Consider the following 14,687-nt stretch of genomic DNA (forward strand, 5'->3'; position numbering starts at 1 on the left):
TCCGACCATGGTGCTCATCACCGTGACGCTGGCCGTACTGCTGTTCGGACTCTTCTGTTCCGACATCGCGACCGGCGATTCGCATATCCCGCTCGGCCGGGTGCTCGACGTGCTGACCGGCGGCGGCACCCGCTCGCAACGGTTCATCATTCTGGAATCCCGGCTGCCGCGCGCACTCACCGCGGTCGTCGTCGGCGCCGCCCTCGGACTCTCGGGCGCGATCGCCCAATCGATCATGCACAACCCGCTCGCCAGTCCCGACATACTCGGAATCACCTCCGGCGCGAGCTTCGGCGCGGTCACCATCATCGGCGCGAGCAGCGCCACCGGCCTCACCGCGACGGTCGGCGTACCACTGGCCGCGGTGCTGGGCGGATCGCTCACGGCCCTCGCCATCTACGTGCTGGCCTGGGGTCGCTCCGCATCGGGCGAGATCGGCGCCACGGGCCTGCGATTGGTACTGATCGGCGTCGGCGTGAACGCGCTGCTGGTGGCCGGGATCAACTGGACGCTCACCCGCGCCTCGCTCCTCGACGCGTCTCGCGCGCAACTGTGGCTCACCGGTTCGCTGAACAGCGCGGACCGCGACAATCTCGTCCCGGCGGCCATCGCGCTGGCGGTGGTGCTCACGGTGGCGGCGATGTCGGCGCGCACGCTGGCCGCGCTGCGGCTGGGCACCGACAGCACCCGGGCACTCGGCGTGCGCATCCAGTCCCAGCAGGGTCTGCTACTCGGCGCGTCCGTGGTCGCGGCATCGATGGCGACCGCGGCGGCGGGACCGATCGGATTCGTGGCGCTGGCGGGCCCGCAGATCGCGCGCAGGCTGCTGCGCACTCCCGGCGAACCGATGATCGGTTCGGCGCTGTGCGGCGCCATCCTGGTCGTCGGCTCGGATGTCGCCGCCCACACGATGTTCCCGGTAGATCTTCCGGTGGGCATCGTGACCGCCGCCGTCGGCGGTCCGTTCCTGCTCTACCTGCTCGTGCGTATGAACCGGAAGGCGACCCTGTCATGACCACCGCACCCGAGTCCGAAGCATCCTCAGCATCAGCATCCCGGCTCGCCGCAGCCGACATCACGCTCGGCTACGGTGACCGCGTCATCATCGACGGCCTCACCCTCGACATCGCCTCCGGCATCGTCACGACCGTGATCGGCCCGAACGGCTGCGGCAAATCCACCCTGCTGCGGTCGCTCGGACGGCTGCTGCGCCCGCGACAGGGCCGGGTGGTCCTGGACGGCAAAGCGATATCCACGATGAAGACCAAGGATGTGGCGCGGGTGATCGGCATGCTGCCGCAGACGCCGGTCGCGCCGGAGGGGTTGACGGTCGCCGATCTGGTCGCGCGCGGCAGGCATCCGCACCAGACCTGGTTCCGGCAGTGGTCGGCGGGCGACGAGTCCGAGGTGATGACCGCGCTCGAGCAGACCGGCATCGCCGACCTCGCCGATCGGTCCCTCGATGAACTCTCCGGCGGCCAGCGCCAGCGCGCCTGGATATCGATGGCGCTGGCGCAGGGCACCGATATCCTGCTGCTCGACGAGCCGACCACCTACCTGGATCTCGCGCATTCGCTGGAAGTCCTCGATCTGGTCGACCGGTTGCACGACGAGATGGGGCGCACCGTGGTGATGGTGCTGCACGACCTGAATATGGCCATCCGCTACAGCGATCGGTTGATCGTCATGCGTGCCGGACGTGTCGTCGCGCAGGGCCCGCCCTCGGACATCATCGACGCCGAACTACTGCGGGAGGTCTTCGGACTTCGAGCGTCGGTTCTGGAGGATCCGGTCTCGGGTCGGCCCATGATCGTTCCGATCGGTACCAGGCATGTGAGGGAGTCGAGCCGCGTCCGGTGACCCGCCGGCCCCGATTATGACCAATACCACACAGCTACCGGGGAGTTACGACAAGGTGTAGTACGCAATTGCGTCGTTGAGTCCGTAAACTTGTGGGATGGCAGGGCTTGGTGAACTCGAGAAGGCGGTCATGGACCAGTTGTGGTCCAGCGATGAACCGCAGACGGTCCGGCAGGTGCACGAGGCATTGGCCGCACGCCGTGAGCTCGCGTACACCACCGTGATGACGGTGTTGCAGCGACTCGCGAAGAAGAATCTGGTGGTCCAGCGGCGCGACGACCGCGCGCACAGGTACGCCCCCGTGCACACCCGCGACGAATTGGTCGCCAGTCTCATGTTCGACGCGTTGCAGCAGGCCGACGCCGCGGGCAGCCGCGCCGCGGCACTGGTGCATTTCGTGGAACAGGTCGGTCCCGACGAGGCCGACGCACTGCGGGAGGCGCTGGCTAAACTCGAAGCATCCGAAGGTTCCTGATACGGTCGGCTCGACGTTCACAACGCCGTGAACGTCTTGGCCCAACAACGCAGTGAGCTGAGTCGATGAACGCAACCGCGCCGGTCTTCGCCGGTCTCGCTTTGCTTCTCGCGGGGCCTGCTCCAGCGTTGCTCAGTCGAGCGAAATGGCCGTACCGGACACCGCGCGCGGCCTTGGTCCTGTGGCAGGCCATCGCGCTCGCCGCCGTGCTCAGCGCATTCGGCTCCGGTTTGGCGATCGCGGCGCAACTACTGGTTCCCGGTCCCGACGGCCGCCCGACCACCTCACCGACGCGAGAGATCGACGCGCTCGGACTGCCGCTGTGGCTCGCCTACGTCTTCGTCTTCGCTCTCACCCTGCTGGTGGGCGGTCGGCTGATCTTCTCGGCCATCCGGGTCGGCGTCCACACCCGCCGCAGGCGCGCCCATCACCGAATGCTGGTCGACCTGCTCGACCAGAGCGGACCGCACCGGCGCGCGGCCGATATCCGGGTGCTCGCCGCGACCGAGCCGATCGCCTACTGCCTGCCCGGTCTGCGTCAGCGCGTCGTGCTGAGTGAGGGCACTCTCACGAATCTGGCCGACGCCGAGGTCACCGCGATCGTGAGCCATGAACGCTCGCACCTGCGGGCACGCCATGATCTCGTCCTCGAGGCTTTCACCGCGGTACACGAGGCATTTCCCGTGGTCGTGCGCAGCCGGGCCGCGCTCGGCTCTGTGAAATTACTCATCGAATTGCTCGCCGACGATTCGGCGGTGAAGGTCACCGGGCCCGCACCGCTTGCCCGCGCGCTGGTCGCCTGCGCCAAGTCGATCGCGCCACAGGGTGCGCTCGCAGCGGGCGGACCGACTACGCTTATCCGTATCCAACGACTCGGCGGCCGGATCGGCGATCTTCGCATCGCCACGGCCGCGTATCTGGGTTCGGTGGCCATCCTGGTGGTTCCCACTCAGGCCGTCGCGGTACCCTGGCTGGTCGAACTCAGTCGGCTTTTCCACGGCTGACTCCTCGGCCTGGCTACCCGGCCTGGCTACCCGGCCTGGCTACCCGGCCGAACGATTTTCGCGACACGAGTGCCCAGAGTGGCGCACCGTGCGGTGGGCACGGTGTCCACCACTCCAGACCAGCGCCCACGAGCGCGCTGCACACGAAAGGCACCTGTTGACCTCCTCGCCCCCTGCCGCCTCGGCATCCGCCGTGACCTTCGCGGACCTGGGCCTACCCGCCGTGGTCGTGCAAGCGCTGCGCCGCAACGGCATCGAGGCCCCGTTCCCGATCCAGGCCGCGACAGTGCCGGACGCACTGGCGGGCAAGGACGTCCTCGGACGCGGCCCGACCGGTTCCGGTAAGACCCTCGCCTTCGGCCTTCCGATGCTGACCACCCTCGCGGGTGGATCGAGCGCTCCCGGCCGCCCCCGCGGCCTCGTGCTCGTTCCGACGCGCGAACTGGCCGCACAGATCGAGAAAGCCCTCGACGAACCCGCGCTCGCCCTCGGACTGCGGGTCGCCTCGGTGGTCGGCGGCGCGCCGATCAGACGCCAGGCGGACCGTCTCGCGCGCGGGGTGGACCTGCTGATCGCGACCCCGGGGCGACTGGAGGATCTGATCGCCCAGCGTTGCGCGGATCTGTCGGATGTGCGGATCACCGCGCTCGACGAAGCCGACCACATGGCCGATATGGGCTTCCTGCCCCAGGTCACCAAACTGCTCGACCGGACTCCGAAAGACGGTCAGCGCCTGCTGTTCTCGGCCACCCTCGACGGCGAGGTCGACAAACTGGTCAAGCGCTACATGCGCTCGCCCGTCACGCATTCCACCGCGCCGGCCTCGGCGTCGGTCTCGACCATGTCGCACCACCTTCTCTTCGTGCGCGACAAATTCGACAAGCGCTCCGTCGCCGCGGAAATCGCCGCGCGCGAGGGGCTGACGATCATGTTCGTGCGCACCAAGCACGGCGCGGACCGTCTCGCCAAGCAGTTGCGCGGCGTCGGCATCGCCGCGGGCGCGTTGCACGGCGGAAAGGCCCAGAACAACCGCACCAGGACTTTGGCGGCCTTCGCCGACGGCACCACCCCCGTGCTCGTCACCACCGATGTCGCCGCCCGCGGTATTCACGTCGACGGTATCTCGCTCGTGGTGCACGTGGATCCGCCCGCCGAATCGAAGGCGTATCTGCATCGGGCCGGGCGCACCGCCCGCGCGGGCGAGGACGGTGTGGTCGTCACGCTGGTCTCCGCCGAGGAGCGCTCCGACGTCGAGAAGATGACTCGCAAGGCCGGAGTCGACGTCGTCGGCGTCGATATCAGACCGGGCGATCGGAAACTGGTCGAGATCACCGGTGCGCGCCAACCCTCCGGCGTCGCGGTGCCCACGCAGGCGCCGCCGCCCCAGCCCGCCCGCAAAGCCGCCGCCCCCAAGCGGCGGCGCGGTGGTCCCGCCACTGCCGATATCGCTGATCCGGCCAACGGCTGGACTCCCGAGGGCACACCGGACGCCAACGGCCGCGGCGGGCGTCGTTCGGCCCCCGGCAGGTCCGGTGGACACAGCGCGGGTGCGGGTTCCCGGCGCGGCGCGGACTCGTCGAGTTCCGCGCGGGCGGGCGGGCGTGACAACGGTTCGGCCGGGCGCGCGAAGACGTCCGCGGGTCGCGCCGATACGCGCGTCGCCCGTGTCAACGGCGTTCGCGCGGACGGTTCCGCACCGTCGTCGGGCCGCGCCGCCGCCACGGCGACCGCCGGACGCGGTTCGGGCAAATCGGTAGGACATGCCGCCGCGGCGGCTCCTACGGCACGCGCCACCCGCTCCGACACGCCCGGACAGGGACGGCGACGCGCCGGACGACCGCAGGGCTCCACCACCCAGGGCAATCGTCGAGCCAACTAGCTCGGGACGGGGCAGACTGAGCGGCGTGTCGAATCATCCGCTCGGCGCTGTCCTCTGCGCGCTGCTCGCCGCCGCGCTGTTCGCGGTGGCGGCGGTGACGCAACATCGGGCCGCGGCAACGGTGCCGGAGGGCGCCGCGCTGGTCGGATCGCTGATGCGCGATCCGCGATGGTGGGCAGGCATCGTCGGGGATGTAGGCGGGTACGCGGCGCAGGTGGCCGCGCTGGCGCTCGGATCGGTACTGCTGGTGCAGCCGCTGCTGGTCAGCGCACTCGTCTTCGCGTTGCCGCTCTCGGCCCGGCTCAACGGACGCCGGATCACCGGACGTACATGGGCGACCGCGCTCGCGTTGACGGCCGCGTTGGCGATCTTCCTGCTCGTCGGTGATCCGACAGCGGGCAATTCCATCGCACCGCTGCGTGATTGGACCGTTTCCCTGATCGTGTTGCTCTGCGCGATCGGGGGCGCGATCGCGATCGGCGCGGAGAGTCCGGATCCGGCGCGAAGAGCGTTGTTGTTCGGCGCGGCGGGCGGGGCGCTGTTCGGCCTGGCCGCCGCGCTCACCATCGGTGTCACCGACCTCGCCGACCGCGGCCCGGGGGCGGTGCTGTCCAGTTGGCAACTGTGGGGTCTCGTCTGCGCCGGGCTCGCAGGCATCTACCTGCAGCAGCGGGCCTACCAGGTAGGTCCGCTCACCGCCTCGCTCCCCGCGGTCACCATCGCCGAACCGATCGTCGCGGCCGTCCTCGGCGCGACGGTGCTCGATGAACGCCTCCGTACCAACGCTTTCGGGCTGATCGTCGTCGCCGTCTCGGTAGTCGTCATGTGCGCCACCACGATTCGGCTCTCTCGTATGCAGGCCGAAACCTGACCGGGAGCACGGATGTGATCTATGTCCCGTATCGAATGCCGAAGAATTGCGCGGCGGCAACGGCGGCCGGTTAATATCGGTCAAGTGCAGTTTCTCCCCGGCCATCAGCCGCCGTACGACCTGACCTACGACGACATCTTCCTGGTCCCCAACCGGACCGATGTCGCGTCTCGGTTCGACGTGGATCTGTCGACCACCGATGGGTCGGGCACCACCATCCCGATCGTCGTGGCCAATATGACCGCTGTCGCGGGCCGCAGAATGGCGGAGACCGTCGCCCGTCGCGGTGGCCTCGTCGTCTTACCGCAGGATCTACCGAACAGCGCCGCGTCCGACACCATCGCCTTCGTGAAGAGCCGCTCGCTCACCGCCGACACCCCGGTCACCCTGGATCCGGAACGTTCGGTATCCGAAGCCGTCGCGTTGATGCACAAGCGCGCGCACGGTGCTGTGGTCATCGTCGAGGCGGGTAAGCCCGTCGGTGTCGTCACCGAGGCGGCGTGCACCGACGTGGACCGGTTCGCCCGGCTGCGCGATGTCGCGATCACCGATTTCGTCCAGGCCCCCGCCTCCACCTCACCGCGCGATATCTTCGATCTGCTCGAAGCCGCGCATTCCGAACTCGCGGTCCTCACCGGCGACGACGGCACGCTGACGGGTGTCATGACGCGCACCGGCGCCATTCGCGCGGGGATCTACCAGCCCAATGTCGATGATCGGCGGCAACTGCGGGTCGCGGCGGCGGTCGGCATCAACGGCGACGTGGCCGCCAAAGCGAAATCCCTGGTCGACGCGGGCGCCGACCTCCTCGTCATCGATACCGCGCACGGCCACCAGGCCAAGATGTTCGAGACCTTGCGCGCGGTCGCCGATCTCGGGCTCGGCGTGCCGCTGGCGGCGGGCAACGTGGTGTCCGCGCAGGGCACCCGCGATCTGGTCGAGGCGGGCGCGACCATCGTCAAGGTCGGTGTCGGGCCGGGCGCCATGTGCACCACCCGCATGATGACCGGCGTCGGCCGTCCGCAGTTCTCGGCGGTCGCCGAATGCTCGAGCGCCGCGAAAGAACTCGGCGTGAGCGTCTGGGCCGACGGCGGCGTCCGGCATCCGCGCGACGTGGCGCTCGCGCTGGCCGCGGGCGCGGCGAACGTGATGATCGGCTCCTGGTTCGCGGGCACCTACGAATCCCCCGGCGACCTGCGCGTCGACCGCGACGGCAATGCCTACAAGGAGAGTTTCGGCATGGCCTCCAAGCGTGCCGTCGCCGCCCGCACCGCCTCCGACAGCGGTTTCGACCGTGCCCGCAAGGCGCTGTTCGAAGAAGGTATCTCCAGTTCCCGCATGCGGCTGGATCCCGAGCGGCCCGGTGTCGAGGATCTCATCGACCACATCTGCTCCGGCGTGCGCAGTGCCTGCACCTACGCGGGGGCGCGCAGCCTGGACGAATTCCATGACAGGGCGGTGCTCGGCGTCCAGTCGGCGGCCGGTTTCGCGGAGGGACGTCCGCTGCCGAGCGGTTGGTAGCGGCGACACGCGGCGACGGCACAACCACCGGCCCACACGTCACGACGGGTGGGCCGGTAGCATGGTGATTGCCGGTTTCGCCGGCGATGGAACTTCCGTATGCCGAAAGGAACAAGTTGTCACCCGCGTCCGAGGGCGCCGCACAGGAGGGCTCCTCTACCGAGCCGGGTGACGAACCCGGCGCTCTCCATCCCGCAGCAGTCCCATTCGATTCAGCTCACACCCGCGTGCACTCTCCGATCGCGTTCGGCGGGCGGTGTTGATCGTGTCCGTCGCGCTCACTGTGCTCAGTCTGATCGGGTTCATCGCCCTCACCGCGGGCACCGCGCTGTTCGTCGCCGCGGAATTCGCACTCACCGCCTTGGAACGCAGCACCGTCGAGGCGCACGCCCGCGATGGTGACGCCCCCGCCCGCATGGTCCGTCAGGCGCATCGCACACTCTCGTTCCAATTGTCCGGCGCCCAGCTCGGCATCACCATCACCACGCTCATCACCGGCTATATCGCCGAACCCGTCCTGGCCAGACTGCTGTCGCCGCTGCTGAGCGCGACCGGCTTGAGCGAGGGCGCCTCGCACGGCATTTCGCTGGCTTCGGCCCTGGTACTGGCGACATCGCTGTCGATGATCTACGGCGAGTTGGTGCCGAAGAATATCGCCATCGCGAAACCGCTGGCGACCGCGCGGATGACCGCTGGCCCGATGATCGTCTTCTCGACGGTGTTCAAGTGGATGATCCACTTCCTGAACAACTCCGCGAACTGGGTGGTGCGTCATCTCGGTGTCGAACCCGCCGAGGAGTTGCGGTCGGCGCGCTCCCCGCAGGAGCTGGGTTCACTGGTTCGCACCTCCGCGCTGCGCGGCGCACTCGACCAGCGCACCGCCCAGGTGATGGATCGTTCCCTGCAATTCGGTGAACGCAGCGCCGAAGAGTTGATGACGCCCCGCGTCAAAATCGAATCGCTGGACAAATCCGACACCATCGCCGATCTCATCGCCGCGGCGAGCCGCACCGGCTACTCCCGGTTCCCGGTGATCGACGGCGATCTCGACAACACCCTCGGCGTGGTGCACGTCAAACAGGCCTTCACCCATCCGGCGAGCGAGCGCCGCACCATCGCGCTGCACACGCTGGCGCGCCCGGTGCCGATCGTGCCCGCCAGCCTCGACGGTGACGAAGTGCTCGAGCGCGTGCGCGCCGACGGTATGCAGATCGCCCTCGTCGTCGACGAATACGGCGGCACCGCTGGCTTCGTCACCATGGAGGATCTGATCGAGGAGATCCTCGGCGACGTGCGCGACGAGCACGACGAGGAGGAGCGCGATGTCCGGCGCGTCGGCAACGGCTGGGACTGCTCCGGGTTGCTGCGCATCGACGAGGTCTCCCGCGCGACCGGGTACGACGCCCCCGAGGGCGAATACGAAACGCTCGGCGGCCTGGTACTGACCCGTCTCGGCCGCATTCCGGAAACCGGTGACGAAGTAGTGCTGCCTAATTCTCCTGCGCACCACCGGCATCCCTACGAAACCGATCACGGTGGCTGGATCGCCAGGGTCGAACGCATGGACGGCAGGCGTATCGACCGGGTGCGCCTGATTCCGGTCACCGCGGAGGTGTTGCGTGCGCGTACCGCGACGAACGAGAACGCTGAACCCGACCACGTGAACCACACGGAGCACAGCCATGGGTGACCTGTTCGCGGTTCTGCTCACCGTCGTCCTGCTCGCGGGTAACGCCTTCTTCGTCGCCGCCGAATTCGCGTTGATATCGGCGCGCCGCGACCGTCTGGAAGCCCTCGCGGCCCAGGGCAAGCGCAACGCGAACACGGTCATTCGCGCGGGCGAGAACCTGTCCATGATGTTGGCGGCTGCCCAACTCGGCATCACCATCTGCTCGATTCTGCTCGGCCGGGTCGGCGAACCGGCCGTCGCGCATCTGCTCGAGGTGCCGTTCGACCTGGCCGGCCTGCCGGATCAGCTCCTGCATCCGGTGGCTTTCGCCGTCGCCCTGACCATCGTGGTCGTTCTGCACATCCTCTTCGGCGAGATGATCCCGAAGAATATCGCCCTCGCCGGGCCGGAACGCAGTGCGCTGCTGCTGGTTCCGATCCATCTGATGTGGTTGCGGCTGGCCCGCCCGCTGATCGCGATCTACAACCTGGCGGCCAATCTGTCACTGCGGTTGCTGCGCGTCGAGCCCAAGGACGAGCTGAACGCGACCGTATCGAGTGTGGAACTGGCCGAGATGATCGGTGAATCCCGTTCGGAGGGACTGCTGGACGAGGAGGAGCACCGACGGCTCACCCAGGCGCTCGGCACCTCGGACCGCACCGTCGCCGATGTGATGGTGCCACTCGGCAGTACGAGATCGGTTCCGCTGCGCGGCAATGGCACCACGCTCGGTGATATCGAGTCCGCGGTCGCCGAAACCGGCTTCTCCCGATTCCCCGTGCAGACCACCGACGGTTCGCTCGTCGGCTATCTGCACGTGAAGGATGTGCTGGACAAGGTCGCCGACGAGAACGCGGGCCCGAATACCCCCATCCCGCGCACCGATATCCGGCCGTTGCCCACCGTCAGCACGGGCACCACCCTCTACGAGGCGCTGGCTCGGCTGCGACGCACCAACAGCCATCTGGGACGGGTGGTGGACAGCCGGGGCAATACCGTCGGCATCGTCGCGCTCGAGGATCTGGTGGAGGAATTCGTCGGCACCGTCAGGGACTTCACGCACCGGGTGGCGGAATGAACCCTGGCGAAGGGTACGGGCGGACGACGACGAGGTCGGCTCGCAGTGCTGTCGTCCCCGTTTCGCCGCCCCGGTGGGGCTGCTCGGGTAGGTGAGAACGGTGGAGGTGTTGTCTCGAACCGAGTGGCGTGCGCGGGCCGACGCGCACGCCGCCCGGGTCGATGATCTGGTCGGGCCCTACGTGCGACGGCGGGCAGTGGGCTCGACGCATCCGGTGATCGATTTCCTGTTCACCTACTACGGTCACAAACCGGCCCAGTTGCGGCGCTGGCATCCGGGTTTCGGTGTCGCGCTCGCCGAGGCGAAGGAATACGAGGGCGCGCGCGGGTACACGCGCCTGTCCTGTGACGCGCTCGCCGGGGCGAGGGACGACGGGGGCGCCGATTCCCGCCGGTTCGCCCACACCGCCGACCCCGCCTACCTCGCGCGGCGCGCCGACACCATCGGATTCATCGCGAACCTTTTGCGCGCCACCGCATCCCGTCCCGTCCATGTGGCCTGTTTCGGCCTGCACGAATGGGCGATGGTGTACCGCACCGAAGATGTTCGCCATCAGCAGGTGCCGCTGCGTCTGGGTCACCAAGGAACGGACGCGGTCGTCGAGTCGATGTCATTGCGCTGCACCCACTTCGACGCCTTCCGGTTCTTCACGCCGGATGCCGCGGGCCGGAACGCGGTCCATCTCACCCGTGAGGATCAGGTCGCTCGCGAACAACCCGGCTGCCTGCACGCGAATATGGATTTGTACAAGTGGGGTTTCAAGCTGGTTCCCCTGATCCCCTCGGACCTGCTGCTCGAATGTTTCGAACTCGCCTGCGCGGCACGCGAACTCGATATGAAGGCCAGCCCGTACGATCTCGCGGAATTCGGATACGAACCCGTTCGGATCGAGACTACAGCCGGTCGCGCGGAGTATGCCCGAGCTCAATCGGCATTGGCCGATCGGGCCGCGGTCCTGCGTCACCGCCTGCTCGAGTGCTGCGAATCGCTGCTCACCTCGCAATCGCGGGCGGTGCGCGCGGGCTGATCACCCCGGGCGCCGAACTACTCGGCCCCGCGTAATTTCATCGAATCCCACCCCGGAATTACCGGCCGTTACCTACTATTCAGTCAGCTGCAGGAACTGTCCCAGTCAGCTGAATACCAGTAGGACTATGTTCGAGGGGCCGCGACTATGCGCTCACTGACCACACAGCGCCGCGTCAGACCGCTGGCCCCGCTCATCGCGAGCGTCATCGCCGCGATGATGCTGCCCAGCAGCGCGTCGGCGGATCTGCAATTCGTCAGCGGCGACGCGGTGCGGGAATTTCTCGATGTGGGTCGCACCGCGGTCCCCCGCGCGGACTGCGGCGCCGGATCGATGCCGGAACCCGGCCTCCAGGGTGATGTTCCGGCCGCGGACCGCGACAACGGGCGCAGCACCCGGGGGTATCGATGCAATATGTCGATGGTCGGCAACTACGCGGGTCGCGGCGCGGGCATCACATCGACGAGTTTCGAGCATTGCGCGTACATGGGATCGTTCTTCCCCGGCGATCTGATCAGCGAAGGTCGCGGCGTTCAGGTGCTCGACGTCTCCGATCCCGCCGATCCCCGGCCCACCGTGACACTCACCGAGCCCGCGATGCTGGCGGGCACGTGGGAGAGCCTGAAGGTGCACGCCGATCGCGAACTACTCGTCGGCACCGGGGTACCGACCGGCGTCGGAGTGGGGTACCTGTCGATCTACGACATCTCCGACTGCGCTCATCCGCGTCTGCTCAATGCGGATGCGGGGACCAATCTCGCGATGCCGCTGCCGATCACGACCCACGAGGCGGGCTTCTCCCCCGACGGGAATACCTACTGGGCCTCCGGCCTTGTGCCCGGTTTCATCAGCGCCGTGGATATCTCCGATCCGGTGCATCCACGGGTGATCTGGCAGGGCCTGACCGGAATCGAATCGCACGGTATGGGATTCAGTCCGGATGGTACCCGCATGTACATCTCGGCGCTGAGCGGATTCACCGTGCTCGATGTCGGCGCCGTCCAGCGCCGTGAACCGGCTCCCCAGGTGCGCCACCTCGGACGGGTTTTCTGGACCGACGGCACAGCCACCCAGCACAGCGTGGCGGTGACCTACGACGGCGAACCCTATCTCTACACCGTGGACGAGGGCGGCTCCGGCGGCGTGAAACTGATCGACGTCTCCGACGACACGGCCCCAACGGTCGTCGCCAAGATCAAACTCGAGATCAATCTGCCACAGAACCAGGACACGGGTCTCGGATCCGCCATGGGCGGAGGCGTTTTCGCCTACGAGTCGCACTACTGCGCGGCCGACCGCCCCGACGATCCGACCGCGCTCGCCTGCGGGTGGATCTCCTCCGGTATTCGCGTTTTCGACGTGCGAGATCCGCGGAGTATTCATGAGATCGCCTATTTCAACCCGCCCGCCCGCACCGGGCGCTTCGCGGAGATGTGGAATTCACCGCACGCGCTGTCATCGGTCATCGGCTTCCCCGCCCTCAGCACGACAGCTCTGGCGCGGGCGGTTCTCGACGGAGAATTCGACCCGTCTGCCGCGCTCACCTCGCGCTCGGGGGATTTCCTCGGCGATACGTCCACCGACTGGTGCTTCTCCCCACCGGAATGGCGGGGCGATCAACTCTACGTCGCGTGTTCCGACAACGGCTTCATGGTCCTGCGACTGGACAACGGCGTGTACCACCCGCCAGCCGATCAACGCTCCACCGTCGGATCCTGATATGCCCGGCACCCGCCTGTTCGGGATCGCGGCGGCCGTCGCGCTCGCCTTCACCCTCGTGGTGCTCGGCGCGGCGCTGCGACCGATCCTGTTTCCCGAAAAGCACGCGGAGAAACCGATTCTCACCGAGCTCGAGATCGGCTTCGCCCAGGATATGACCGCCCACCACCAGCAAGCACTACAGATGGCGCTACGGCTGGATTCGGGTGCGGACCCCAGCGTTCGTCGCCTCGCCCAACAAATGGCCGACACCCAGCGCACCGAAGTCGGCACCATGCTCGGCTGGCTCCGACTCGCGAACGCCAGCCCACTGTCACCGCGGCCGATGCAATGGATGCACCGCGAAACCTCCGCGTCCCATCACCATTCAGCCGATGCCGCCGCCACGACGAACACCGTGCCCGAATCGGTCGACGTGGACTCGCTCACCGCCATGCCAGGAATGGCGACCACCGCCGAACTCGAATCCCTCGCCGCCGCTCGCGGACGCGACGCCGAAATCCTGTTCCTCCAGTTGATGATTCGCCACCACGGGGGTGGACTGCGGATGGCCGCCGCCGCCGACAGCATGCTGACGCACGGCGCGGTGAAGGAGGCGGCGCGGGCGATGGCGCAGGCACAGAGCCAGGAGATCGGCGTGATGGGCCTCATGCTCACCCAGCTCGGCGGTCGACTCCCGGCCTGATCTACCGCCGAGTCCCGATGGCGAATGCGGGTCTAGGAATTGTCGACGAAGCGGTACCACGGAATGTGGTACGGCTCGTAGCCGATGCCGCGCTCGGCAGGCGGTCCGATATAGGGCGGCGGGGTGTCGGGGAAATATCCGAAACCCTCGGAATTCTTCTCATCCCCTTCGAAATAGAAGAGGCAGCCGCCGTCGCGGCGGTCGATATAGCGGATGCTGTACACGCCGAGTCGGGTGCGGTGGCCGGGATTGACGCATTCCACGGCCTGATCCTCGAGAATGCCACGCGACAGTTTCCAGGCGCCCCGCTCCGGAATCTCGTACCAGACCAGCGCCGCGAGTACCCCGATAAGCAACGGGGCGGTCAGACTCAGCTGGACAGCGTGATAGCGGATCAGGCCGATGAGCCCGAACAATGCCGCGAACACTCCCGCCACGGCGAGCGCGCCCCACAGCACCACCTTGGTCGTCTGGGTGCCCCTGGTCGCGATCACCCAGACCAAGGCCAGGCACAGCACCGCGACGACGCCGATAACAATAAACATCCACCATACGAACCAGAACGGGGCACGATGCCGCGCCCGCTCACCGACGCTCATACACAGAAGATAACGGGGCCGGGCCACCCGCGCGCGCTGTAGCTCGGCTTTCGCAGCGCCGCACCGTCATTCGCCCGACGAAAAACCCCGGCCACCGCCGAGAACGCCGGTGGCCGGGGGGTTCCCTTGTCGATCCGCGCTACTCAGAGGGGAGGGAACCCCGCCGAGCCGGTCGCGATCCAATTCCACAACGCCGCAGCGCGGTTAGCCTCGGTCAATCACGCCGGATGAGCTGATAGCGGCTTTGAAATGGCGAAAGGTGCTCTGAACTGCGATAATTCGGCTTGCTTAGGGACGAAT

13 protein-coding genes are annotated in these 14,687 nt (G+C 67.7%); 12 read left to right on the top strand and 1 reads right to left on the bottom strand.

Annotated features, from left to right (window positions below):
• Positions 1-7 precede the first annotated feature (7 nt).
• From ABZS43_RS26345 to ABZS43_RS26400, 12 genes are all read left to right on the top strand, one after another.
• Positions 8-1,015 (top strand): iron chelate uptake ABC transporter family permease subunit, encoded by a 1,008-nt coding sequence (locus tag ABZS43_RS26345; protein ID WP_355038654.1) that lies wholly within the window; start codon positions 8-10, stop codon positions 1,013-1,015.
• Positions 1,012-1,860: an ABC transporter ATP-binding protein gene (locus ABZS43_RS26350; protein ID WP_355038639.1), complete on the top strand. Its 849-nt coding sequence runs from the start codon at positions 1,012-1,014 to the stop codon at positions 1,858-1,860. The genes ABZS43_RS26345 and ABZS43_RS26350 overlap by 4 nt, the downstream gene beginning before the upstream one ends.
• A 97-nt stretch (positions 1,861-1,957) precedes the next feature.
• Positions 1,958-2,335 carry a BlaI/MecI/CopY family transcriptional regulator gene (locus ABZS43_RS26355; RefSeq protein ID WP_355038640.1) on the top strand — a complete coding sequence of 126 codons (378 nt, stop codon included), beginning with the start codon at positions 1,958-1,960 and terminating at the stop codon, positions 2,333-2,335.
• Between the two features lie 65 nt (positions 2,336-2,400).
• Positions 2,401-3,339: a M56 family metallopeptidase gene (locus ABZS43_RS26360; RefSeq protein WP_355038641.1), complete on the top strand. Its 939-nt coding sequence runs from the start codon at positions 2,401-2,403 to the stop codon at positions 3,337-3,339.
• 154 nt (positions 3,340-3,493) lie between these two features.
• Entirely contained in the window at positions 3,494-5,218 is a 1,725-nt protein-coding gene (locus ABZS43_RS26365; protein ID WP_355038655.1) for a DEAD/DEAH box helicase, read from the top strand.
• Between the two features lie 25 nt (positions 5,219-5,243).
• Positions 5,244-6,089: a DMT family transporter gene (locus tag ABZS43_RS26370; protein ID WP_355038642.1), complete on the top strand. Its 846-nt coding sequence runs from the start codon at positions 5,244-5,246 to the stop codon at positions 6,087-6,089.
• Between the two features lie 84 nt (positions 6,090-6,173).
• Positions 6,174-7,610: a GuaB1 family IMP dehydrogenase-related protein gene (locus ABZS43_RS26375; RefSeq protein WP_355038643.1), complete on the top strand. Its 1,437-nt coding sequence runs from the start codon at positions 6,174-6,176 to the stop codon at positions 7,608-7,610.
• A 265-nt stretch (positions 7,611-7,875) separates the two neighbouring features.
• On the top strand, positions 7,876-9,300 hold the full coding sequence (locus ABZS43_RS26380; RefSeq protein ID WP_355038644.1) for a hemolysin family protein: 1,425 nt from the start codon (positions 7,876-7,878) through the stop codon (positions 9,298-9,300).
• On the top strand, positions 9,293-10,357 hold the full coding sequence (locus tag ABZS43_RS26385; RefSeq protein WP_355038645.1) for a hemolysin family protein: 1,065 nt from the start codon (positions 9,293-9,295) through the stop codon (positions 10,355-10,357). Before ABZS43_RS26380 ends, ABZS43_RS26385 begins: the two co-directional genes overlap by 8 nt.
• Positions 10,358-10,457: 100 nt before the next feature.
• Positions 10,458-11,384 carry a 3-methyladenine DNA glycosylase gene (locus ABZS43_RS26390; RefSeq protein WP_355038646.1) on the top strand — a complete coding sequence of 309 codons (927 nt, stop codon included), beginning with the start codon at positions 10,458-10,460 and terminating at the stop codon, positions 11,382-11,384.
• A gap of 147 nt (positions 11,385-11,531) precedes the next feature.
• The gene (locus ABZS43_RS26395; protein ID WP_355038647.1) at positions 11,532-13,103 is read left to right on the top strand and encodes a hypothetical protein; all 1,572 of its coding nucleotides are present in this window, start codon (positions 11,532-11,534) and stop codon (positions 13,101-13,103) included.
• 1 nt (position 13,104) lies between these two features.
• On the top strand, positions 13,105-13,788 hold the full coding sequence (locus tag ABZS43_RS26400; protein ID WP_355038648.1) for a DUF305 domain-containing protein: 684 nt from the start codon (positions 13,105-13,107) through the stop codon (positions 13,786-13,788).
• 32 nt (positions 13,789-13,820) lie between these two features.
• Here ABZS43_RS26400 and ABZS43_RS26405 read toward each other — a convergent pair whose 3' ends face one another.
• Positions 13,821-14,333: a hypothetical protein gene (locus ABZS43_RS26405; RefSeq protein WP_355038649.1), complete on the bottom strand. Its 513-nt coding sequence runs from the start codon at positions 14,331-14,333 to the stop codon at positions 13,821-13,823.
• Positions 14,334-14,687: the final 354 nt, after the last annotated feature.

The organism is Nocardia sp. NPDC005366 (genome assembly GCF_040606855.1).
Classification (GTDB): Bacteria; Actinomycetota; Actinomycetes; order Mycobacteriales; family Mycobacteriaceae; genus Nocardia.

Bases quoted from the DNA above. Each gene is read 5' to 3' on its own strand.
- ABZS43_RS26345 (WP_355038654.1), top strand. From the start codon at position 8: ATGGTGCTCATCACCGTGACGCTGGCCGTACTGCTGTTCGGACTCTTC.
- ABZS43_RS26350 (WP_355038639.1), top strand. From the start codon at position 1,012: ATGACCACCGCACCCGAGTCCGAAGCATCCTCAGCATCAGCATCCCGG.
- ABZS43_RS26355 (WP_355038640.1), top strand. From the start codon at position 1,958: ATGGCAGGGCTTGGTGAACTCGAGAAGGCGGTCATGGACCAGTTGTGG.
- ABZS43_RS26360 (WP_355038641.1), top strand. From the start codon at position 2,401: ATGAACGCAACCGCGCCGGTCTTCGCCGGTCTCGCTTTGCTTCTCGCG.
- ABZS43_RS26385 (WP_355038645.1), top strand. From the start codon at position 9,293: ATGGGTGACCTGTTCGCGGTTCTGCTCACCGTCGTCCTGCTCGCGGGT.
- ABZS43_RS26395 (WP_355038647.1), top strand. From the start codon at position 11,532: ATGCGCTCACTGACCACACAGCGCCGCGTCAGACCGCTGGCCCCGCTC.
- ABZS43_RS26400 (WP_355038648.1), top strand. From the start codon at position 13,105: ATGCCCGGCACCCGCCTGTTCGGGATCGCGGCGGCCGTCGCGCTCGCC.
- ABZS43_RS26405 (WP_355038649.1), bottom strand. From the start codon at position 14,333: ATGTTTATTGTTATCGGCGTCGTCGCGGTGCTGTGCCTGGCCTTGGTC.